The 22,005-nt window shown below is 38.0% G+C and carries 26 protein-coding genes and 1 pseudogene; 16 read left to right on the top strand and 11 right to left on the bottom strand.

What is annotated here, in order from left to right; all coding sequences use genetic code 11:
• Positions 1-196 precede the first annotated feature (196 nt).
• The 5 genes from AC1ECF_RS02885 to AC1ECF_RS02905 form a co-directional block, all read right to left on the bottom strand.
• Entirely contained in the window at positions 197-616 is a 420-nt protein-coding gene (locus tag AC1ECF_RS02885; RefSeq protein WP_480387889.1) for a hypothetical protein, read from the bottom strand.
• A 39-nt stretch (positions 617-655) separates the two neighbouring features.
• Entirely contained in the window at positions 656-1,105 is a 450-nt protein-coding gene (locus AC1ECF_RS02890; protein ID WP_480387890.1) for a GNAT family N-acetyltransferase, read from the bottom strand.
• 46 nt (positions 1,106-1,151) lie between these two features.
• The gene (locus AC1ECF_RS02895) at positions 1,152-1,973 is read right to left on the bottom strand and encodes a GNAT family N-acetyltransferase (RefSeq protein ID WP_480387891.1); all 822 of its coding nucleotides are present in this window, start codon (positions 1,971-1,973) and stop codon (positions 1,152-1,154) included.
• Between the two features lie 168 nt (positions 1,974-2,141).
• Entirely contained in the window at positions 2,142-2,393 is a 252-nt protein-coding gene (locus AC1ECF_RS02900) for a (4Fe-4S)-binding protein (RefSeq protein WP_480387892.1), read from the bottom strand.
• Positions 2,394-2,410: 17 nt separating this feature from the next.
• Entirely contained in the window at positions 2,411-4,084 is a 1,674-nt protein-coding gene (locus AC1ECF_RS02905) for a ribonuclease J (protein WP_480387893.1), read from the bottom strand.
• A gap of 164 nt (positions 4,085-4,248) precedes the next feature.
• Between AC1ECF_RS02905 and AC1ECF_RS02910 the strand changes: the two genes are divergently transcribed.
• Positions 4,249-5,109 (top strand): manganese catalase, encoded by an 861-nt coding sequence (locus AC1ECF_RS02910; protein WP_480387894.1) that lies wholly within the window; start codon positions 4,249-4,251, stop codon positions 5,107-5,109.
• A 34-nt stretch (positions 5,110-5,143) separates the two neighbouring features.
• Here the strand turns inward: AC1ECF_RS02910 and AC1ECF_RS02915 are convergent, their stop codons facing one another.
• Positions 5,144-5,851, bottom strand: coding sequence for a hypothetical protein (locus tag AC1ECF_RS02915; protein ID WP_480387895.1), 708 nt, complete (start codon positions 5,849-5,851; stop codon positions 5,144-5,146).
• A gap of 146 nt (positions 5,852-5,997) precedes the next feature.
• Between AC1ECF_RS02915 and AC1ECF_RS02920 the strand changes: the two genes are divergently transcribed.
• From AC1ECF_RS02920 to AC1ECF_RS02955, 8 genes are all read left to right on the top strand, one after another.
• Positions 5,998-6,483: an N-acetyltransferase family protein gene (locus AC1ECF_RS02920; RefSeq protein ID WP_480387896.1), complete on the top strand. Its 486-nt coding sequence runs from the start codon at positions 5,998-6,000 to the stop codon at positions 6,481-6,483.
• Between the two features lie 18 nt (positions 6,484-6,501).
• Positions 6,502-7,344, top strand: coding sequence for an aldo/keto reductase (locus AC1ECF_RS02925; RefSeq protein ID WP_480387897.1), 843 nt, complete (start codon positions 6,502-6,504; stop codon positions 7,342-7,344).
• A gap of 87 nt (positions 7,345-7,431) precedes the next feature.
• The gene (locus tag AC1ECF_RS02930) at positions 7,432-7,788 is read left to right on the top strand and encodes a DUF3139 domain-containing protein (RefSeq protein ID WP_480387898.1); all 357 of its coding nucleotides are present in this window, start codon (positions 7,432-7,434) and stop codon (positions 7,786-7,788) included.
• A gap of 92 nt (positions 7,789-7,880) precedes the next feature.
• Positions 7,881-8,573, top strand: a complete 693-nt coding sequence (locus AC1ECF_RS02935; protein WP_480387899.1) for an AIM24 family protein — start codon at positions 7,881-7,883, stop codon at positions 8,571-8,573.
• Positions 8,574-8,672: 99 nt separating this feature from the next.
• The gene (locus AC1ECF_RS02940) at positions 8,673-8,936 is read left to right on the top strand and encodes a hypothetical protein (protein ID WP_480387900.1); all 264 of its coding nucleotides are present in this window, start codon (positions 8,673-8,675) and stop codon (positions 8,934-8,936) included.
• 58 nt (positions 8,937-8,994) lie between these two features.
• Positions 8,995-9,192 carry a hypothetical protein gene (locus tag AC1ECF_RS02945; RefSeq protein WP_480387901.1) on the top strand — a complete coding sequence of 66 codons (198 nt, stop codon included), beginning with the start codon at positions 8,995-8,997 and terminating at the stop codon, positions 9,190-9,192.
• A 340-nt stretch (positions 9,193-9,532) separates the two neighbouring features.
• Positions 9,533-10,162, top strand: coding sequence for an immunity protein Imm33 domain-containing protein (locus AC1ECF_RS02950; protein ID WP_480387902.1), 630 nt, complete (start codon positions 9,533-9,535; stop codon positions 10,160-10,162).
• 199 nt (positions 10,163-10,361) lie between these two features.
• The gene (locus AC1ECF_RS02955) at positions 10,362-11,378 is read left to right on the top strand and encodes a C45 family autoproteolytic acyltransferase/hydolase (RefSeq protein WP_480387903.1); all 1,017 of its coding nucleotides are present in this window, start codon (positions 10,362-10,364) and stop codon (positions 11,376-11,378) included.
• 161 nt (positions 11,379-11,539) lie between these two features.
• On the opposite strand, the gene AC1ECF_RS02960 is transcribed toward AC1ECF_RS02955, so the two are convergent.
• Positions 11,540-12,517: a DNA/RNA non-specific endonuclease gene (locus AC1ECF_RS02960; RefSeq protein WP_480388107.1), complete on the bottom strand. Its 978-nt coding sequence runs from the start codon at positions 12,515-12,517 to the stop codon at positions 11,540-11,542.
• A 212-nt stretch (positions 12,518-12,729) separates the two neighbouring features.
• On the bottom strand, positions 12,730-13,593 hold the full coding sequence (locus tag AC1ECF_RS02965) for an SDR family oxidoreductase (protein ID WP_480387904.1): 864 nt from the start codon (positions 13,591-13,593) through the stop codon (positions 12,730-12,732).
• Between the two features lie 590 nt (positions 13,594-14,183).
• Here AC1ECF_RS02965 and AC1ECF_RS02970 point away from each other — a divergent pair.
• Together AC1ECF_RS02970 and AC1ECF_RS02975 are read left to right on the top strand one after the other, a co-directional pair.
• On the top strand, positions 14,184-14,717 hold the full coding sequence (locus tag AC1ECF_RS02970) for an RNA polymerase sigma factor (protein WP_480387905.1): 534 nt from the start codon (positions 14,184-14,186) through the stop codon (positions 14,715-14,717).
• Positions 14,704-15,282, top strand: a complete 579-nt coding sequence (locus tag AC1ECF_RS02975) for a hypothetical protein (RefSeq protein ID WP_480387906.1) — start codon at positions 14,704-14,706, stop codon at positions 15,280-15,282. Before AC1ECF_RS02970 ends, AC1ECF_RS02975 begins: the two co-directional genes overlap by 14 nt.
• Before the next feature lie 175 nt (positions 15,283-15,457).
• Here AC1ECF_RS02975 and AC1ECF_RS02980 read toward each other — a convergent pair whose 3' ends face one another.
• Positions 15,458-15,616 (bottom strand): hypothetical protein, encoded by a 159-nt coding sequence (locus AC1ECF_RS02980; protein WP_480387907.1) that lies wholly within the window; start codon positions 15,614-15,616, stop codon positions 15,458-15,460.
• A gap of 192 nt (positions 15,617-15,808) precedes the next feature.
• Between AC1ECF_RS02980 and AC1ECF_RS02985 the strand changes: the two genes are divergently transcribed.
• The 5 genes and pseudogenes from AC1ECF_RS02985 (at position 15,809) to AC1ECF_RS03005 (ending at position 18,003) form a co-directional block, all read left to right on the top strand.
• Positions 15,809-15,970 (top strand): tRNA U-34 5-methylaminomethyl-2-thiouridine biosynthesis protein, encoded by a 162-nt coding sequence (locus AC1ECF_RS02985; RefSeq protein WP_480387908.1) that lies wholly within the window; start codon positions 15,809-15,811, stop codon positions 15,968-15,970.
• Positions 15,971-16,039: 69 nt separating this feature from the next.
• The gene (locus AC1ECF_RS02990) at positions 16,040-16,309 is read left to right on the top strand and encodes a hypothetical protein (protein ID WP_480387909.1); all 270 of its coding nucleotides are present in this window, start codon (positions 16,040-16,042) and stop codon (positions 16,307-16,309) included.
• A 90-nt stretch (positions 16,310-16,399) separates the two neighbouring features.
• A complete protein-coding gene (locus tag AC1ECF_RS02995; protein WP_480387910.1) occupies positions 16,400-17,155 on the top strand; it encodes an SDR family oxidoreductase in 756 nt (251 codons plus the stop codon).
• 80 nt (positions 17,156-17,235) lie between these two features.
• Positions 17,236-17,375, top strand: a pseudogene (locus tag AC1ECF_RS03000) (GNAT family N-acetyltransferase); the annotation flags it as partial.
• 1 nt (position 17,376) lies between these two features.
• A complete protein-coding gene (locus AC1ECF_RS03005; RefSeq protein ID WP_480387911.1) occupies positions 17,377-18,003 on the top strand; it encodes an FMN-binding negative transcriptional regulator in 627 nt (208 codons plus the stop codon).
• 400 nt (positions 18,004-18,403) lie between these two features.
• Here the strand turns inward: AC1ECF_RS03005 and AC1ECF_RS03010 are convergent, their stop codons facing one another.
• Together AC1ECF_RS03010 and AC1ECF_RS03015 are read right to left on the bottom strand one after the other, a co-directional pair.
• Positions 18,404-19,099, bottom strand: a complete 696-nt coding sequence (locus AC1ECF_RS03010) for a response regulator (protein WP_480387912.1) — start codon at positions 19,097-19,099, stop codon at positions 18,404-18,406.
• Positions 19,096-21,786 (bottom strand): ATP-binding protein, encoded by a 2,691-nt coding sequence (locus tag AC1ECF_RS03015; RefSeq protein ID WP_480387913.1) that lies wholly within the window; start codon positions 21,784-21,786, stop codon positions 19,096-19,098. The genes AC1ECF_RS03010 and AC1ECF_RS03015 overlap by 4 nt, the downstream gene beginning before the upstream one ends.
• Positions 21,787-22,005 lie beyond the last annotated feature (219 nt).

Raw genomic sequence — 22,005 nt, forward strand, 5'->3', positions numbered from 1 at the left:
CAATCGAAATGGATTAAAAGTAAACTAAAAAAATCGAGAGGGATATGAAGTTGGAACGCAAGGGACACCAAAATTGAATGGATGGGCATACAAGTAATCAAACGAATCATTCTTCAAGGTCGCTGTACAATATGTCCAAAAATGAGCGGGGAACTGTTCCTAGCTCATTTTTTATATCTTTTCTCTCCAATAAACGCTAATCCAAAAACTTTAATTTAATGACATCCTGCTTTTCATTGAATGTTATCGTGATTGTATATGTATCCTCTTTATAAGTTTCCAAATTAGCAGTACCGATTAAAAAGGAAAGGACATTATCGTCGAGTTTGGTAATCATATCAGCTGCATTACCAAGGAGGACTCCATCTCTACCTTGAAATTCAATGTCTATATTACTTAGATCTTTGGGCGATAATTGGACATCTTTAGATTCCATTTCAACCCAATTAACTTTTTTCTCCTCATACAATTCAGGATCGTAAATATAACTTACATTCCAAAATTCTCCTTCACCATAAAAGATAGCCTCGTCTTCCAAAACAGTTTGTTCGTTAGATGAACAGGCTGTTAGACTTATTAAAAGAACAATTCCTAACAACAATAGATTTCGCTTCATATTTAAATCACCCTTCAAAATAATAAATGGTACAAAAAACTATTCACGCAGCCATTCATACTCCAGGTCGGTTAAGTTCTCTTCATTTGCATATCCCTTACCAACCACAGTAAATCCATTCTTCTCATAAAATCGTTGAGCGTTCGTATTAATCTCAAATGTACGTAGTGTCAGCCTACCACTTGATCGTTCCTTTGCTTTCTGAAGCAAGGCACGACCAATGCCATAACCCTGATATTCCACGTGGATGTATAGCTGGTTTATTTCTTTCGAATTAAAAGCAATCATTCCAACTACTTTATCCTCTATGAACGCAAGGTAGATCTCAAATTGTTTTGGTAATATATGATCTAAAAAATAGATATGGCTATCCAAGCTATGCTTTTCTTTTTGACCAATCGCCTTTTCCTTGCTGTCTCTCCACATGGACACTGTTTGCTCCGCATATTGCGGCTCATAAGAAGTGATAACAAATGCTTGTTTACTCAATGAAAAGCCTCCTTAAGGATTATTCAATGTATATGGGAGGGGGAGGTCATCCTACCTTATAGCTATAATAATCCTGTGCGTGGACAACATAGAATCCAGTAGACTCATAGAGCTTTAATGCATGCTCATTTTTCGTTTCTACCTCTAGATGAACAGAGTATCCTTTCTCTGCATTTTCTTTTACAACGTGTCGTAAAACGCTTCCGCCAATTCCTTTTCCTCGGTGCTCCGGCAGGATAGAAAAACCTGAGATCCAAGCCTCTTGGTTTTCTCGCTTTACACGTAAATAGCCTATGGGACCATCTTCCGTTACAATCATGAACTGATCAACGTTTTCTATATTTTTCACATCTTTTTTTAGCTCCCTGACATCCTCTTCAGGTAACCCAAAGCCTTCTACAAATAAGCGAACCCGGATTTCATAGTCATCATTAGTGGTCGGTCTCAGCTGAAAATTACTATCAACGGAAAGCTCCTTAGGCTGCCATTTCATCTGAGATTCAGAAAAGGCATAAACTGCTCCTATGTTGGAGAGAAAACCTTTGCCCGCTATGGAGCCGGCTGGGGTATTTAAAAGTATCTTTTCATAGTTTTTTTCTTTGATTAGCTCCATTGCCTCCTCAAACAAACGAGAGAACACTTTCTTTCTCCGATGGGTAGGACTCACCATCCCACATACCTCTACAGTTGATGCGTATGGATATAGACCTAGGAACCCCACAAGAACGTCATCTTCATAATGAAAAAAATCTAACTTTTCCTCTCTGTTTCGTAAAGAATCCCAATTTAACTTCAATTGGATTGCATCTGTTTCTTCGCAAAGCAATTGTAGTGTATGTATTGCTTCTAATTCCGCATTATTTAGCATGTTATCTCTTCCTTTTTTGAGTATATGTTCCTTTTTATTGTACTGATTTATGTGCTTGGAAGATATAGATTTTTCTCAAAAGTCACACAGAAAAGAGGAGGGAAGTATCTGATAACGAAGATATAGCCATACAAAAAAGCAAAGCCGATTTACGACTTTGCCTTGTTCTTATTCTGGCCATTTTTCTATAAACTTCAAGGCCCCGGATGGACATGTTTTCACTACTCGTTTGTTGTCCTCTCGTCGTGATCCGTTTGGTAGAATCCATGGCTTTCTGTTCACGTTAAATGTGGAGGGTAAATATTTGATACAATTAGCAGCATGGGTACATTTGGTAGGATGGAAATAAATATCTACTTCGTCTCCAACGTATTTTTTAAAGCCTGCTTTCACTAATTCTTCTTCATAATTACCTTCCATTTTGACTCATCCCTTTACTATATCTCAATGATAATTGGCAATATCATTGGTTTTCGTTTGGTTCTTGAGTATAACAGCTTTTCTACAGATTTTTTCACATTTTGTTTGAGCACTCGCTGATTGAGATTATTTTGACTCGCTTTATTCACAGCGCCAGTAACTTCTTTATTTACCGCTTGTATCAATTCCTCCGAGTCTGCGCCATATGTCAGCCCCCGGGAAATGGTGTCTGGAGAATTCACAAGCTGGCCATTTGCTTTGCTGATGGTCATAATAATGACAATCATCCCGTCTGAAGCGAGCTGCTTACGGTCTCGTAAGATGATTTCACCAACATCCCCAATACCAAGCCCATCCACATACACATCTCCGGCATCGACAGAACGAGTCTGCAATACTTCATTTTCACCCAGGATATCTACTGCGTCTCCATTTTTCAGGAGAAAGATGTTTTGCTTCTTTACACCAAGCGCCTGTGCCATCTCTCTATGAATGTGGAGCATACGGTATTCTCCATGGATTGGAATAAAATACTTGGGCTTCATAAGTGCAAGCATCAGCTTTAAATCCTCTTGATAACCATGTCCGGATACATGCATACCCGTAATACTACCGGAACCGTAGATCACATTCGCACCTAGTTTAAACAGATTGTCTACGATACGTGAGATGCTTTTTTCGTTTCCTGGAATAGGACCGGCTGCAAAAATAACGGTATCACCCTGGTGGACCTCTATATCACGGAAGCTGGAGGTCGCCAGTCTTGATAATGCTGCCATTGGCTCTCCTTGTCCACCCGTACATAAAATAGTGACCTCCTCAGGAGGAAGGTTTTGCACTTCATGCCTCTCGATAAGCATACCCTCTGGCATTTTTAGATAGCCTCTATCTGTAGCGACGGTTACCACATTCACCATACTACGACCTAGTAAAGCAACCTTTCTATTTGTTTTAATAGAAGCGTTTATAACCTGTTGTACCCTGTCCACGTTTGAGGCAAACGTTGTGACAAATATCTTGCCAGTGGCTTTTCGGAATGCCTCTTCCAGATGGTCTGTAATTTTCGCTTCTGAAGGGGTAGACCCAGGTCGCTCAGCATTGGTACTCTCAGAAAGTAAAAGTAGTACGCCGCTGTCTCCTAATTGAGCCATTTTATGAATGTTTGGATATTCCATATCAACTGGTGTCCAATCGAATTTAAAATCTCCCGTATGGACAATTGTTCCATGCACCGTGTGGAATGCAACACCTAAGCAATCGGGTATACTATGGTTCACCTTAAAGAAAGTAGTTCGGATAGTTCCTAAGCGCAATACAGAGTCCTCATCGATCATTAAAAGCTTGGTGTCCCGTAATAAGCCGTGCTCCTTAAGCTTAATTTCTATCAAGCCTAGGGTAAGGTTTGTAGCATAGACAGGAACATTTAACTGTCTTAGAAAATAAGGAATCGCACCAATATGGTCCTCATGCCCATGGGTGATAATCATGGCACGAATCTTATCTTTATTTTCCTTCAAAAAAGTGATATCTGGGATAATTAAATCGATTCCCGGTAGTGACTCATCTGGAAACATGGCACCGCAATCGACAATGACGATATCATCATCCGATTGAATGACATACATATTTTTACCTATTTCGTTGACCCCACCTAGTGGGATAACGGAAACAGTAGATTTACTAAGACTCATCTTGATTTTCCTCCTTCGAATTCCTATTTTCAGTATGACCTAGCAGATATTTTTTATAAGGGTAACATAGAAGAATACTTAGATAAAATTTGAACAGATGGTAACGGAAGATAAAGGCCTATCATAGTCTAGGATGGTAAGAAAAGAGGAATTGGAGGGTATACATGTTTTATCACGTAAAGGAACTGCAATATCATGCAAAGCCAGAACGGCCAGATCCATTTTTTGCGAACAAGCTACAGGAGGTACTTGGCGGACAGTTCGGAGAAATTTCAGTGGCCTTACAATATTTGTTTCAAGGTTGGAATGTAAGAGGAGACGGGAAATATAAGGACTTGCTAATGGACACAGGTACTGAAGAGCTGGCGCATATTGAGATGTTGTGTACGATGATTGCAAGACTGCTTGATGGGGCTCCAGTGGAAGCTGTTGAAAAGGCTGCAAAGGATCCTGTAATGGCAGCAATATTAGGAGGGATGAACCCACAGCACGCGATTGTGTCTGGACTTGGTGCCATGCCTGCAGATAGTGTAGGGAATAGATGGAATGCAGGCTATATCGTGGCAAGTGGGAACCTTCTAGCTGATTTCCGTGCAAACTTAAACGCTGAATCACAAGGGAGATTACAGGTTTGCCGCTTATATGAAATGACAGATGACCGTGGCGTAAAAGATATGCTGTCCTGGCTGATTGCACGAGATACGATGCACCAGAACCAATGGATTGCAGCCATCAAAGAGCTAGAGGCTAAGGAGAATGTTGTCGTACCAAGTACTTTCCCGAAAAGCTTGGAAAAGAGAGAGGTTGCCTATACACTGTTCAACTATTCTCAAGGGAATGAAAGCGCAGAGGGAAGATGGGCATCCGGACCAAGCATGGACGGTGAGGGAGTTTTCAATTATGTTGAATATCCACTACCTTTTGCTGGTAAACCAAAGCTAAAGCCAGCTCCCCCTGAAATTTTTAACACTCCTCCAAGTGTGTTGAAGGACGACGGTGGTATGTTACCTCCAAGCTATATGTAAAGACCAAGTTTTCTTGGTCTTTTTCTGCTTTTATTTACCTAGTGGAACCTGAGAATTCGCTTTGTCTTTTCTCTAGCTGCTGTATCCACTCACCATTATTCCAAATGTCAGGATTGTTAACAGTTATATTTTCTCCGCGGACTAGGAAGTCATAGCTGTCCTTTCCGCCAGTATACCAATCCGCAATGACTAGTTTCCCGTTTACGTTGCGAACAAGAAATTCAGTTGCTTCGCCTCTACTGCCGAGCTGTTTTTTTACTTCCACAGGCAGATGTAAATAGAGGAAGCCACCATCTGCATCTTCGATAAATTCCACTTCCCATTTCACTTCCCGATTTTCGACAACGCTTTCCACTGGATCATCTGTAGAATCTTGAAACAGTTCCATTTGATACTGAATCTTCTTCTCCGTATACCTTTTAAGATTTTCGTTTTGAATGTAAGACGATAAATCGCTCTCTATGCCATTCCAGATAGCTTTGTAATAGTCAGTCAGTGCAGCCATACATAATGCATATGCCGTATCGGCATCCTCAAGCGATAAACTCTCTATGTTTTTAGCGAGGTATTCAGGGGAATCTTGTACCAATGTCTTCTCGTTAGAGCTCTTTATTTCGGCAACTGCTTTACTTTCTTTATTCTCCACCCAAACCTCTGACGTACTGGCTTCCTCTTTGTGTGTAGACTCCTCACATGCCACAAGAAGAAATAAGAACGGTAATAACAGATAAGATTGCTTCATGGTTTCTCCTCCAATTCACTAGTTTGTCTGGAAAAATTACTCTCGGTATAGAACTAGACGAATAAAGTCCTTTTTCCGTTACGATATTTTTGTATAATAAAGAAATAAATTAAAAATATTCCGAAGATATATAGGGGACTGGTAGAATGATTATTCGTCAAATGGAGGAGAAAGATTTACAAAGCGTCTTACGAATATATAAGGAAGGCCTTCAGACCGGGGTAGCTACTTTTGAAACAGAAGTACCATCCATCGAAGTCTGGGATAATGGGCACCATCCTACATTGCGTTTTGTGGCGGAGGAGCAGGAGATGGTTATCGGTTGGGTTACGATCTCTCCAGTGTCTAGTAGGCAGGTTTATAAAGGAGTAGGAGAGGTAAGCGTTTATGTGAGTGGGGAAGCTAAGGGTAAAGGTGTTGCTACAATTCTCATGAAAAATTTAATCATGGAAAGTGAGAAAGCGGGGTATTGGACATTACAATCCTCTATCTCCACCCAAAATGAGGCAAGTATTTCTTTACATAAGAAAGTTGGTTTCCGTGTTGTAGGAGTAAGAGAGAAAATTGGAAAGCGAGACGGAAAGTGGCAGGATACTGTACTAATGGAAAGAAGGAGCAAGACGATTTACTAGTTTGAAGGAGGTTATACAATGACATTCATCCCTTTCGGTCTACAAAAGGTACCGGCTATCGGAATGGGAACCTGGCATATGGGAGATAACAGCAGTAAGAGAGCAGAAGAAATAAAAGCTCTTCGCTCTGGCATCGAGCATGGGTTAACACTTATTGATACAGCTGAGATGTATGGCGAGGGGCTTGCGGAGCTTCTTGTAGGAGAAGCGATAAAATCTTATACACGAGAGGAGTTGGCAATTGTCACCAAGGTGTATCCGTGGAATGCAGGGCGTCAAAATGTTCGCACTAGTCTAGAAAACAGTCTGAAGAGACTTCAAACCGATTATGTCGATATGTACCTACTCCACTGGCGAGGAGAGATACCGCTTAAGGAGACGGTAGATGCCTTCGAGCAGCTAAAGGAGGAAGGGAAGATCAAAGCATGGGGTGTTTCGAATTTTGATGTTTCTGATATGGAAGAATTGACGGCTTTTACAGACAACTGTGCTACGAACCAGGTGCTTTATAATTTGGGCAGCCGTGGAACGGAATATGACCTTCAGCCATGGATGAACGAGAAGCAAATGCCGATGATGGCATACACACCACTAGGACAGGGAGATACACTTCATGCAGGCTTCCGACATAATAAAGTCTTACAGGACATAGCGAATCATCACCAATGCAGGATCTTTCAGCTATTGCTTGCATGGACGATACGTAGTGGAAAAGTAATTGCAATCCCTCAATCCAGTAATGCAGAGCATGTAGTGGCCAATGCTGAGGCTCTAAGGATCTCACTTTCCCAAGAAGACATAGAGAGGATGGATCAAGCATATCCATCTCCGAGTCATAAGGTGCCTCTTGAAGAGCTATAAATAATAAAAGAGAGTTCGAAAGAGTTGATGAAAAATAAATTCCTACCCACGGTGCGATACTCCAATAAATCCTAACGGAGAGTGAATATGATTACTAAAAAGCATCTACAAGGAGCATCTATCTTAGCGTTTATCTTGTTAACCTTTACACCCTTTTTATACGTTCAAGAAAAGAAGCAGAAGTGTTTAGAGAAGGTATGGACTCGTCTGGAAGAAAAGGGCTACCGGGAATCTGATATTAGCTTGATTGAAAGTAAGTATCACTTAGCAGGACTTCCGAATTATTGGGAATCAGTTATTTTTAAAAATGAACCTAATATTAAATATGTTTATTACTGTCATCAAGAGGGGCAGATGGAATATCATTCATTAGATGGAAAGGAAGTTCCCATCGACCAATTAAAGAATTATGATGTTATTCCTTTATCTGAGCGATACAAATAAACGAGGATTGCTTAGATGGAGAGAAATTTTCGTAATTCTGAAACATAGAGTACAACCAAATCGTATATGTTAGTAAGGAAGGGGTGTTTAAAATGAATAGATATTCGGTATCTGAATTTTTACGTAAGACGGAGCAAGTAGACAAAGGACAAGGCTTTTTTGAGCTGGAGACAGACCGTATGCTAGAAGTAAACCTAGAAGGACAGGTTTGGGCAAAAGCTGGTTCGATGGTGGCTTATCAGGGTGGAATCAAGTTTGTGAGAGAAGGTATCTTAGAACAAGGTGTAGGCGCTATGTTTAAAAAGGCTTTAACTGGAGAAGGCGCTTCCCTCATGAAAGCCACTGGCAACGGCAAGCTATACCTTGCAGATAGTGGAAAGAAAATAATCATTCTTCATTTACAAGATGAAGCTATTTTTGTAAATGGTAACGACCTGTTGGCATTCGAGCCTTCTATAAACCATAACATCAAGCTGATGAGAAGGGTAGCAGGCATGATGGCTGGGGGATTGTTTAATGTGAGATGTGAGGGAACGGGCTTGATAGCAATCACCTCGCACTATGAGCCGCTTACTTTACGTGTGACACCTGGCAAGCCGGTAATCACCGATCCAAACGCAACGATTGCATGGTCAGGAAGCCTACAGCCGGATTTCCAAACGGATGTCAGCTTCAAAACCTTTGTGGGTAGAGGAAGTGGGGAGTCTATTCAAATGCGTTTTGAAGGGGAAGGCTTTGTCATTGTGCAGCCTTATGAGGAGGTTTATTTTCAGCGACAAGTGTAATAGCTTGGAGGAGGAACTAGGATAACAAGCAATGCGAAAATTGGGAGCCTTCTGTTTCTCACCTTATTCTGTTTGTATATGTATGGGAAAGCTCCCCAGATGGATTTGGAAAATACACCGGTAGTTTCGAAAGAAGCAGAGGCTATCTCTCTTTTAAAGGAAGAGCTGCACAATATTTATATTGGAATCGATGTGAAAGTAACCACTAACAAGGAATTGGTCATACAATTTGTAGGCGACGAAGAGTATTTTTATTCAGTAAAAAAGGATTTAGAGGAAATAACGGATAAGGTAATGAAAACCTCTGCTATAGGAGACTATCCAATTATTTTCCAAAGGTTCGATTTTGTTGATAAGGAATGAAACTTAAGTCTCCTCCTTGTTGAAAGTAAATGCTTTAAAAAGGGAAGTGGAAGAAGAGTTGAAAATAAATAGGAATCTTTTAGTGGATTTTCTGCTTATCGCTACCTTTATCATCTCTGGCTTATCTTTAATTGTTGTCTACTCAAAGAGCTACATAGCAGAGGCACATATATCACATGCCCTACCGTTATCATTGGTTATTGGCTTTACGGCCATTTCACTTGCTATAAACAATAAGAAAAGGCCCTCTAATTAGTGGGGTTCTGTGGAAGAGTACAAACAAGAAAATAGCAGCATACATGGAAATCCAATTCACAACCGAATTGGATTTCTTTCATTTATTGATAACTAAGTATTTTTAACCCTTTGGTAGATGTATTAATGTTGTTAATCATATCTTAATGAACAGAAGGCTGCTGTTCAGCAGACATACTTCGAAATAGGTGCTAAAATAGTAAAAATAGGGTGACAAACATACACTCTCCATTGAGTACGAGGTTACAAGACTGTGAAGAAATTCTTTTAACCTCTATAACTATTACTTTTGAAAAAACAATACATAACCTTAATTTTACAACGTCAAGGAGAGAAAAAGTATGTCTTGGTATATAGATAATGTTTACGACTTAAATAAAGAATCGCCATATACGTTTTATGTTCCCAGTTCAGAAGCGTTGAATCAATTAAAAGTTGGCGATTTGGTAAAGTTAATCTTCGTAACTGAAGATACAGAAGATGATGGATTTAGAGGAGAAAGAATGTGGGTTAAAATCACATACATAAAAGGAAAGAGCTATATAGGGAAACTGGACAATGAACCTTATCGTTTGCCGTTAAAGGTAGGGGATGAGATTACATTCGGTTTGGAAAACATTTGTGATACAGAATATCACGACCCGAATTCAGCTGAATGGGATTTTTATTTTAATACCTTAGTTACAGTTAGCCAAGATGTACTTGAAAAGAGAGAATTCAACTTTATGCTAAGGGATTATCCACAGGGCGAAGGCGATTCAGGATGGTCTATATTGAGTGGGTATGAAGATGATGATTTTCTCAGTGAATCTGAAAACTTTCAAGTTGTATCTGTTGGAGTAATATTAAACATGGACGATTCCGTTTTGGAATTTATCCAAGAACAGCCATTATGTGCATATGAGAGAGATGATGAAGGTGACTTCTATAAGATTGAGAATTACAATTGGGACGATTATGTAAACGGTTAATTGACTCTTAAAAACGAAATGCTATTGGGTTTGTGGACCAAATTGCTATGTTGGCTATTTGCCTCTTTTATTTTTAGAGCATTTGTTGCTTTGAAGGATTTACAACCCTTTTTGTTGAAGTAATTGGCAAGAACATTGTGACGAGTTACATAATGTAATTGTTTTTACGTAAAGAGTAGATAAAACTGGGGGCAAAGATATGTCGACTTTTTCAGTAAGTGTCATTCAATTAAGGGATCACTCTTTTGATATTGGGTTAAAGATGGGAAACTATATTAAAAATAAACCTATTGTAAAAACCTTAGAGTTGATAACAAAATCAGAAATTGACTATAAAAATATGAAAGCCATTTTTTCTTCCTTTGCACCTCATCTACTTGAAGAGCTTGATGGTTTATCTCAAGGATTGGAAATTCCACTTAGCAGAGCAGCTTCTTTATTTAGTGGCTATGATGTGCCAAAGACGGAGGCTATGGGCTGCTCGGCATTAATCACGAAAGATTATTACGTTAGAAATTACGATTTCTCACCTGCTTTATATGATGGTGTTTTTAGTCTAGTTCAATCTGAAACAGCTTTTGCCTCAGCAGGATATAATCTTCAAATCTTAGGAAGGCACGATGGTGTTAATCAAGAAGGGTTAGTGGTAGGACTCCACTTTGTAAGTAATGATGGGTATACAAAAGGGATTTCTCCATGGACAGCTATAAGAATGGTTCTGGATAAGTGTTCTTCCATTGATGATGCAATTTATATGCTGAAAGAAATACCTCATTCCGCTTGTTATAATATCTCTCTCGGAGATAAACACGGGAATATTGCTGAGGTTCAAGCTACTCCAGAAAAGGTTATGGTTAGAAACGGTCAATCATTTATGGCTTGTGTTAATCATTTTCAAGATGATTTGCTTAAACATAAGAATAGAATATCAATTGAAGGTTCAATCCAACGGAATCATTACCTACTGGGTCTTAAGGATAAAAATTATACACATCGACAAATGTTCGAGGAGTTTAGAAGTATAAATTCTCCTTTATTTTTTACAGACTATAGAAATATGTTTGGAACTCTTCATACATTTTCTTACACACATAAGGATTCAAGAATTCTTACTACTATTGCTAAAAGTAATCAAGTCTTAGATATTAACTTTCAAGATTGGGTAGCTGGGGGAGAAATAAGTGATCAAGTTTTGCAAGGTGTTATAGAAGTATGATAAAGAATGAGTTCTTTGGATAACTAAGTAGAAAACAAATACTGTAAGTACGTAAATTGCCATACATTTTATAGTAAAATTAAAGTTCATATATCAATAAAAAAGACCAACAAATTAGCATACAATTTGCTGGTCTATTTGCGTATATTCTATTTTTAAGCTTATTCGCCTACCAAACCATCATTGTCTCGGTCATCCATATACGGGTATAACCAGTGGTCTCTCGTTATCGGCATACTATATCCTGCTGCTTTTGCTTCTTTTATTGTCACCTGGCCATTACCATTTGTATCTACACTAGAAATATCACCTGTCTTGTTGGAGCTAGGCGTAGTGGTAGTGGAAGGGGAAGGCTTACTACCTGTTAAACCAAGGTCAGCGTTCACTTTATCCGGGTTTACATTGTTAAATTTATCAACGACTTTGTTACCTCTGATGGTATAGGTATACTGATAACTGGAAGGAATCTGCGTTTTCGTATTAGGATAAGTGATGATTGCCTCAAAATTTGTGGCACCACCAGCTTTTCGAATCGCATCCTCCATATAAGCTTGATCACCATGTCGGTTAAGCGTACTTTCCTGTGGGGTAATGTTATAAGCATTCGAAACCCCTCCAAGAGAATCCGCAATGATATGTCCTTCATCTAAATCTGCTCTTTCCACACCAGGTACTTTTGCTTCATCACTATAGTATCTGCCAGAAGATGTTACAGGTTCGTTATCGTCATTTTGTAGAATGATTTCCTCTGCAACCACACGCACGAGCTGTCCATATTCATTTGTAAAAGCCCAATATTCTCGGTCTCCAAAACCAATATCTACTACGACGTTCGCTTGACGATATCCAGATTTATCGCCACCATCCACTTCAATAAGTTTGTATCCTGAGAACAATGAGTCAGTTGCTTCAGGTTTTGCTTCTTCTACTACTAGTTCTTCCCCAACGATCGTGCTAGTCTCTACCTTTTCATTGGGTTGATTTGTTTCTTCTGTTGTTTCTTCTTGTGTTTGTGTTTCCGTTGTTACTTCTTGTGTTTCATTTTCTGTTTCTACATCTATATGGGATGTTTCCTCCGAGTCGGTACAACCACCCAAAAGAAGAACGGATAGTAAAGAGATGATCAAATAGTTCCAAATCTTATTCACTTTCTTGCACTCCTAATAATAGTTTTCCGAATATTGATTAATTCGGCAATGGTAATCCATAGTTTATAGTACAACCCATTTAGACATTTTATTAATATTTTATTAATTTAAAATAAAGGAAAAATAGTTCTTTCAGATGATTTTCAACTAATACAAGTTACTCTACACGTAAAAAAGACCCTACAATGAGGGTCTTTTCCGTGTTAAAACGGTGTACCACCGTTAATATGCAGCACCTGTCCTGTGACAAAAGAGGACTCATCAGATGCAAGGTATACGTATCCAGGAGCAAGGTCACTCGGCTGACCTGGTCTACCCAGTGGCGTTGCAAATTCGCCTTCCTTCCCAAAACCTTCTACTTCTTCAGCGGTAAAGGAAGCAGGAATAAGCGGAGTCCAGATTGGTCCTGGCGCCACTGCATTCACTCGAATTTTCTGCTCTGCAAGTGAGCCTGCTAGAGATCGAGTAAAGGTAAGAATCGCACCTTTTGTGGATGAGTAGTCAATTAATGACGGTGCACCTTGGAAAGCTGTAATGGAGGTAGTGTTAATAATCGCACTACCAGGCTTTAAGTGGTCGAGCGCAGCCTTGGTTAGATGGAACATACTGAAAAAGTTCGTTTTGAACGTTCTCTCCAGCTGCTCCGTTGTAATATCCTTAATAGAATCCTGTGTATGCTGCTCGCCAGCATTATTGACCAATATATCAAGCTTGCCAAATTCAGCAATTACTTTCTCAATTATTTCCTTACAGAAAGACTCTTCTCCAATATCTCCTGGAATCAATAAACAGCGTTTGCCTTCGTTTTCCACAAGCTTCTTCGTTTCCTCCGCATCCTCATGCTCATCTAAGTAAGAAATAGCCACATCGGCACCTTCTTTGGCATATGCAAGAGCTACTGCTCGTCCGATTCCACTATCACCACCAGTGATTAGAGCTACCTTATTAGGTAAACGAAGCTTTCCTGCAAAGTTTTGAGCAAAGTCTGGTCTAGGCTCCATCTCCGTTTCAAATCCTGGTTGTCTCTCCTGCATTTGAGCAGGAATGTTTTCAGGCTTTTTATCCATGTAGATCATTCCTTTCACTGATATGTGGTTACAAGAAACTAATACCCATGTGTGAATGGACAAAACATTTAAACAAGTAGAATGAAAGCGGAAATGCCTTAGTGAATGTATTCCTACTATAAGCTTCTCTGAATAAGAAAAGGGTAAAAATTATCCGCCCAGTCATAGATGCGAACCAACAAAAGATAGTAACTGTCATAATTTTTATTCGAGCAAGCTCTTCTAGGAGATAATGTTGTAAAAATAGCGGGTAATGTTGTAAAAAATTCACTTAATGTTGTAAAAATGAAGGCTTATGTTGTAATTTTCCTTCGAGCAAGCTCTTCCAGAAGATAATGTTGTAAAAATAGCAGGTAATGTTGTAAAAAGGCCCTACAATGTTGTGAAAATGAAGGCTTATGTTGTAATTTTCCTTCGAGCAAGCTCTTCCAGAAGATAATGTTGTAAAAATAGCCTGTAATGTTGTAAAAAAATTCATTAATGTTGTAAAAATGAAAGCTAATGTTGTAATTTTCATTGAAAAAAATTATTCCATTCGTAATATAGCACCTTTTCCTTGCTCAATCGTCTTTTAGATAAGGGGGTGCAGGATGGACGACGCTTCAAAGCTTGATATTACAGAAATTTATCGACTGCATTCAGATCATGTATTCAGATATATATTTTATATGGTCCACAATGTACATACAGCCGAAGACTTAACACAGGAAACCTTTATTAAGGTGCATAGAAACTTAGACACTTTTCAATTTCAATCAAGTATTCAAACATGGGTTTACAAAATAGCTAGAAACACGACATTGGATTACTTGAAGCGAAAGAAACTGGTAAGCTTCTTTGATCCAAGTAGACTGCTCCAGCTAATAAAAGGATCAGAGCAATCAGTAATAGACGTAGTGACACATACCGAGGAAAGGGAGCAGTTGTATATGTATCTGCTTTCCCTCAAGAAAGAATATCGCGAAGTACTTATCTTACGGAAAATTAATGAGCTCTCTGTAAAAGAAACAGCTCAAATTCTAAGTTGGTCAGAGGATAAAGTGAAGTCGATGACAGCTAGAGGGTTAAAAAAACTAAAGGATGCGTTAGAGAGAAAGGAGGAGAGCTGGAATGAGTCGTTTTGATGAGCTTGATTCCTATTTTGATACACTTAAACAAGTACAACGTCCAGTGGAGCAGAAACAAAAAACACTAGTAAACGTCCTACAGGCAAAGAAAAATACCCAAAAGATACATCGTCCTTTAGCTGGAGGCATCGCTATATTAAGCGCTATCATTGCTACCTTCTTACTAATTACTACTGGAAATGACCAGAAGGACCTAACATCTACAAGCATAGAAGTTGAAGTAAGTGAAGTCTGGGTAGCAAATTCCGTTTCATCCACTTCATTCAAAGCGTATTCTACTTCTACTTTAACAGCAGCTCAAATTAAGGATGAATTATTCTATCAGGAATTAAAGTCATTTCTAAGCCAGTTAACTCCTTTAGAAGCAATCCCTACTTACCAGGAACCTTCTTTTGATATGACAATCAAAGCTATGGATGGAGATCAACTATATGTAAAGCTATGGGAAAATGAAGGGGAAATCATCTTCTATAGTTTAAACGAGGAAAAATATTATGCTAGCACCAATCAAAGCGCTATGAATGTCTATCGTATATTAAGCAATATTCCATTTGCTAAATAACAATATAAAAGTTTTTCTGATATCCAAACCAAGGAGGATTAATGCTCTATAGATAGAGGTGGTACCATCTGTGGAGACAATTACTGTACTTTATCCAGGGGATATTGAGTAACTTCTGTTCTCCACAGCGGGCTAATAAGTTAATTAAAGTGAGCATTATATCCAAATTGTTAGTTTAATTGCCACTCTCTACGTCTTTTTGAGTATCGTTTATAAGCTCATTTACGAGTTTCTCAGCTGTCTCATAGTCTTTTACCTTAAGAGCCTCTTTTACATCTTTTAAATCTCTTAATAGCAGCCTAGAATAGCTTTTAAAAATCAGTTTATCTTCCACATTGCATCAGCTCCTAAATTAATATCATAAGGTGTTAATTATATCTTATTTTTTCATTTTTGTCTGAAAAATAAAAAGGCGGTCAGTTAATAAAATATTGAACTTCTTATAATAGTAACGGAACAGTTTAGTTAAACAAGGAAATTCGAAGAGGGTTGGAGAAATTAACTATTAAATAGAGGAGGTAGGATAGTGAAAAGTCTATTTTATTTTATATTCATTTCTTTGATGGTCTGGCTTATATGGGGGGGTTTTACGAATGATTATTCCCCAAATGGATATAGTTTGTTTTTATCAGGTCTTATTTCAGGTTTTTTAATAGGCAGACGTAATCCAAAAGAAGAAACTGAATAAATAATGAACAATCAGGTGCTTTAGTAAAAATCTAAGCTATAAGACTGATTAGCAACTAGTCGTGATATTATGATTATTAAAATTGACGGTTATTATCATCAAGTTCTACTTACAGGTAAAAAATGTTCCGAACAACAGCTAAAGCAAAAATATTTACAAGCAAAGAAATTAACCTATGATATAAAAGACCTTCCTAATGTATTTTGTAGATTACATAATTTTGAACAATTACCTTTTGACAGTGATATTGAGGTTGAATTTCTAATGGATACTGATATAGACAGAATTTATTCACCTTCTTATTTAACCAACGGGTGCTTTGATCCAAGAAATGATTAACGACCTTTTTATTGAATTCCGTGTTGTAGAAATGAGTCGGTTTGTTTATTGAGAAACGAAAAAAGTTTTGTTAAATGAGGGGGAGAGATTATGACATTAGATGGGTCTATAGCAATAGTCACCGGTGTGAGCCATCATCAAGGAATTGGAGCAGCTATTTGTCGTAAGCTAGCAAAAGAAGGTGCAGATATATTTTTTACACATTGGGGTTCAAATGATGATTGGGCATTAAACTTCCAAGATGAGATAATAAGAGAAAATAGAGTTAGATGTGGCAACATAGAAATAGACTTGTCCGAACCAAACTCCCCATTTAAACTACTTGATATGGTTACTCACCAATTGGGCATACCTACAATATTAGTTAATAATGCGGCACATTCCACAAGAGATGGTTATATGAAATTAGATGCAAAAACACTGGATGATCATTATGCAGTAAATATGAGAGCAACTTTTTTGCTGAGTGTTGAATTTGCTCGTCGCTTAAAGCTACAAAATAAATCGATGGGAAGAATCATCAATATGACATCAGGACAAGCACTCGGACCGATGACTGGAGAATTAGCCTATGTTGCAACAAAGGGAGCTATATCAGCTTTCACACTTTCTTTATCGGCGGAATTGGCACCATTAGGCATTACTGTAAACGCAATAAATCCAGGTCCTACGGATACAGGCTGGATGACAGATGAAATAAAAACTCATTTAACAAGTAAGTTCTTGTCAGGGAGAATTGGATTACCTGAAGATGCAGCCAGGTTAGTATCATTCCTTGCCAGTGAAGAGGCACAATGGATTACAGGACAAATAATAAACTCAGAAGGAGGTTTTTTAAGAGCTTAGGTTTTTAATCTAATGGATGTTTTCGTTTTAACTGCTTTATCAAAAAGCCTTGAAAATAACAAAGGCAAACATAAACAAATTGGCTTGGCGTGTTAGAAAAGAATAAAATGCGATTGCGTTTTATAGGAGGCTGGGGTTTGTTGCAGAAGGGTCTCATTTCTTGGGTGACGTAGAGCAAACAGATATAATCATGAAGAAATCGCTCATAGAGGAGGAGTAATATGTACATACCAAAATACTTTAAGGTGTCAGATGTGGAGGAAATTCGTTCATTCATCCAGCAACATTCATTTGGCACGTTAGTTACGACAAGAAAAGGAAAGCCGATTGCGACTCATCTTCCGTTTCAGCTAGTTCAAGAAGGTGCAGATACCTTTTTGACTGGACATGTGGCTTATGGGAATCCTCAGTGGAGGACGCTAGAAAATAATGAAGAGGTACTGGTGATGTTTCAGGGACCACATGCTTATATTTCTTCAGCGTGGTATGGCCATGAAAACGTACCAACTTGGAACTATCAAGCAGTACATATATATGGCTCTGCCGACCTTTTAACTGAGGAGGAGCTGGAGCAGGATCTGATTAAGTTGCTACAAAAATACGAAAAACACCGTGCCCATCCTATTCTTTGGGAGACTCTTTCTCCTGATTTGCTGGAAAAAGAGCTTAAGGGAATTGTCGGATTCAAAATAAAGATCAAAGAAATCCAGGCCGCCAACAAGCTAAGTCAAAACCGCAATGAAAGTGACTACCAATCTATTATTCAACATTTATATAATGAAGAAAACGTGCAATCGAAGGAAATGGCTGAGTTGATGGAGAAACGTGCTAGCAAGAAACCGCAGTAACACCATGATTAAATTTTTTCTTCCATATATTTTTATATTCTATCCTATGACTATAGGAAGGGAGAAAATATGAAGAGTAGTTTATAGGGCTAATTATCGTTTTAGTTTTAATCTCCTAAGTTGTTTATGTTTATCATTTGGTATCAATTAAACAGTGAATTATCAATGATTAATAGTAAAGGGACATTAATAGAATTTGAACAAAAAAATAAATATTAATTCTGAAGGAAATCTTAATAAGGCACTAACCAAAAGCACTAGTAGGTAATTTAAGAGGTAGTTTGATAGTTAATAAAAAAGCCTTAATCTAAAATAACGGATAAAGGCTTTTCATTTTCAAAGTGGCTTTTGGTTATATTTTCTCAATAGTTGATGTTTTTTCTTTTTAGATGCCAAGTTTTTAATTTTTCAACATCCGATATCCAACACCTATATGTGTCTGGATATATTTTTGATTGCGATTCACCTCAATTTTTTTACGAAGTGTTGCCATAAATACTCTTAGTGATGCTACATTGTTCTCCCATCCACTTCCCCAAATTTCTTTTGTAATGTAATTATGAGTTAAGACTTTCCCTATATTTTTGGAAAGAAGGACAAGTAATTTATACTCAATTGGTGTTAAATGCAGCTCTTTGGCGTCTAAATAAGCACAGCCAGCTGCATAGTCAATTGTAAGCTCACCATTTGTAAATTTAGCATTTTGTTGTGCGTTTTCTGTGTTGCTAAAGTGAATTCGACGAATGGCCACACGTAATCGAGCAAGTAGCTCCTCTACAGAAAAAGGTTTCGTTAAATAATCATCAGCTCCTGCGTCTAGCGCATCGATTTTGTCCTGATCTGTACTTCTTGCACTGACAACAATAATAGGCATCAAGGACCAAGAACGTATTTTCTTTATAATTTCTATACCGTCTATATCGGGTAAGCCTAAATCTAGAATGACAATATCCGGATTATGTGAAATAGCCTCTAAAATCGCTTGTCTCCCATTTGCAGCTGTATGAAATCGGTAATGTTGTGTTTCTAATGTTGTGGTGATTAAATTTCTGATAGCTTCCTCATCTTCTACAATTAAAATGAATGGTTTTATCATAAGTTCACCTCCTGTGATTGTAGAGTGAATTGGAATATGGCACCAGTTGGAAAATTGTCATGGACTGTTAATGTGCCGCCATGTGCTAGGATAATGGACTTACATAAAGCTAGGCCAATACCCATCCCTCTCCGACTATCCGATATACTTTGCGATGCTGAATAAAACATGTCAAAGAGATGCTCTTTTGCTCCGTCGTCAATGCCGTGTCCATTATCTGCAACCTCTACTACAATCCAATCATCCTGCTTTTTAGTTGAAATAACAATTTCTGACCCAGCCGGTGTGTATTTAATGGCATTATCAACTAAATTGATGAGGACCTGAATAATTAGCCTAGTATCGAGCTTTGCCATAAAAAGGTTTTCATTATCTGCTACCTTAATGACATGTTCGCTACTTTTACGGTTGATATGCTTGAGTGCTTCATCAATTACTTCTTCTATTAGCTCCGCTTTCATCTGAATTTGCATTGTCCCATCCTCAATTCGCGTAATAGAAAGCAAGTTTTCAACTAAATGAATCAGCCACTTTGCATCATCATAAATATCCTTGTATAACTGAATCTTTGTATGTTCTTCGATGTGCGTGCCATTTGATATAAGAATGTTGGCATTTCCTGAAATCGTTGTCAAAGGCGTACGTAGATCATGGGAGATGGCCCGTAATAAATTGGCGCGTAATTGCTCATTTCTTGCGTGTGAAACAGCTTCTTCACGTTGCCGAATAAAATGTTCTTTTTCAAGCGCTAATGCACATTCTCCAAGCATGGACAAAACTAAATTTTTTTCAAAAGCATCCAGTGTATCGCCTTGTTTTAATGAGATGCCCATAACTCCATATACATTTAAATTAGTTCGTAATGCTAAATATAAGCATTTAGCATTACTTAATGTATTTGTTGATGCGCCAGCATGTTTACTGTTATTAAATACCCAAGTAGCAACTGCATGTTCATTTTCGGTAATAAGTGAGTCTGTATGAATAGCTTGATTATTCGAGATAACTACAGATTGTTGTAGCTCATTATCTAGTACAGGGTAGTAGACAATTGCACGATTTAACAGTTTTCCTACTTGATGTGCAGCTGTATCTAAAATGGCAAAGGAATTGTTGGATTGCTGAAGCAATTGATTTGTTTCGAGTAATATTTTTGTTCGGTATGCTGTTTCAGCAGAAATATGTGCTTGTCTACGGAGCTTACTTGCTAATGTTCCAATCGTAAAAGCTGTGATAAACATAATGATGAATGTCACATGATAGCTCGGTTCATACGTTGCTAATGAATATGTTGGGTAGATAAAAAAGAAATTAAAGGCCAGGACACCGAGCGTGGCCATTAAAATACTACAAAAACGACATGCCGTTACAATTGCAGTAGCAAGAACACCTAGTATATAAAGATTTATAATATTTGTTTCGCTTAAGTTTAATAGTTTAAATAAAAAACCTATGACAGTGGTGATAGCCAATATTACAGCTACTTTTGTTAAATCAGACGGTGAAAAAGTAATTTTTTTATTCCAATCCTTCTTTATTTTGTAGTGCGCCTTTTGCTGGTCCGGAATGATATGGATATCTAAATTTGGTGCTAATTCTGTTAACTGTTCCGTGAAGGACTTTTTAATAGGAAATAAAGAACGCTTTGTATTAGTGCGACCGATGACAATTTTTGTGACACCAGTATACCGTGCAAATTCAGTAATTTGGAATGCGATATCGGCACCGTTGACTTTTTCAACTAAAGCACCGAGTTGTTCAGCTAAGCGTATATGTTTTTTTAATCTCGCTTTATTGTCTTCGCTCCATTGATCAAACTCAGGTGTTTCCACAAAAAGTGCAGTAAAATGCCCGTTAAATGCATGCGCCATTCGAGCTGCTGTTCGGATAATTTTTTCGTTAGAAGGAGAGGAGGATAGACAAACTAAAATGTGCTCTCCAGCATTTAAATAATCTTTTATTGTTGATTTCGATTTTTCTGCAATATAATGTACACGGTCAGCTGTACGTCGCAAGGCAACTTCACGTAATGCAACTAAATTTTCTAATTGAAAAAAACTCTGTACGGCCTTTTCAGCTTGTTTCTCCTCATAAATTTTCCCCTCATTCAACCTTTCTAAAAGCTCAGCTGGCTCAATATCAACGAGTGTTACTTGATCAGCATCATCGAAAAAATGATCTGGAATGCGTTCACGTACGATTACACCTGTTAGAGAAGCGACTAAGTCATTTAAGCTTTCGATATGCTGGACATTCACTGTAGTAAAAACATTGATGCCCGCCTTTAAAAGTTCTTGAATATCTTGATACCTTTTTACATGCCGTGCTGGTTCGATATTGCTGTGAGCAAGTTCATCTACTAATAAAAGTTGAGGTTTTCTAGCCAAGGCGGCGTCTAAATCAAATTCTTGTAAGGTCATACCTTTATGTCCAATCGTTTGTGTTGGGATTCTTTCCAGTCCTTCTAATAAGGCGGACGTTTCGGGCCTTGTATGAGGTTCAATATACCCGACAACAACATCCACACCTTGAGCCTTCATCTCATGAGCTGTTTTCAACATGGCATAAGTTTTGCCTACACCAGCGGCATAACCAAAGAAAATTTTAAGGTGACCATGGTTGTTTTCTTTTTTTATGGTATAAATTCGTTGCAAAATTGTATCAGGGTTTTCTCGTTCGAAATGCATCTTTTCCCCTCATTTATCCAATTAGATTTATCCATAGTATAGCGTAATGGATGTTAATGAAGAATAAGAATCTATCTAAGTAGTATAAAGAACGTATAAAGATATTCTTATCAATCAAAGATTTCTGTTTAGTCGCCGTTCTTAATGCAATCTTAATACCAATCGTTGTTTTCCTAACACCGTATTCATTTGGTATTTTGTATTGTTAGGTTAAAGGGG

The organism is Psychrobacillus sp. Z3-81, assembly GCF_056620325.1.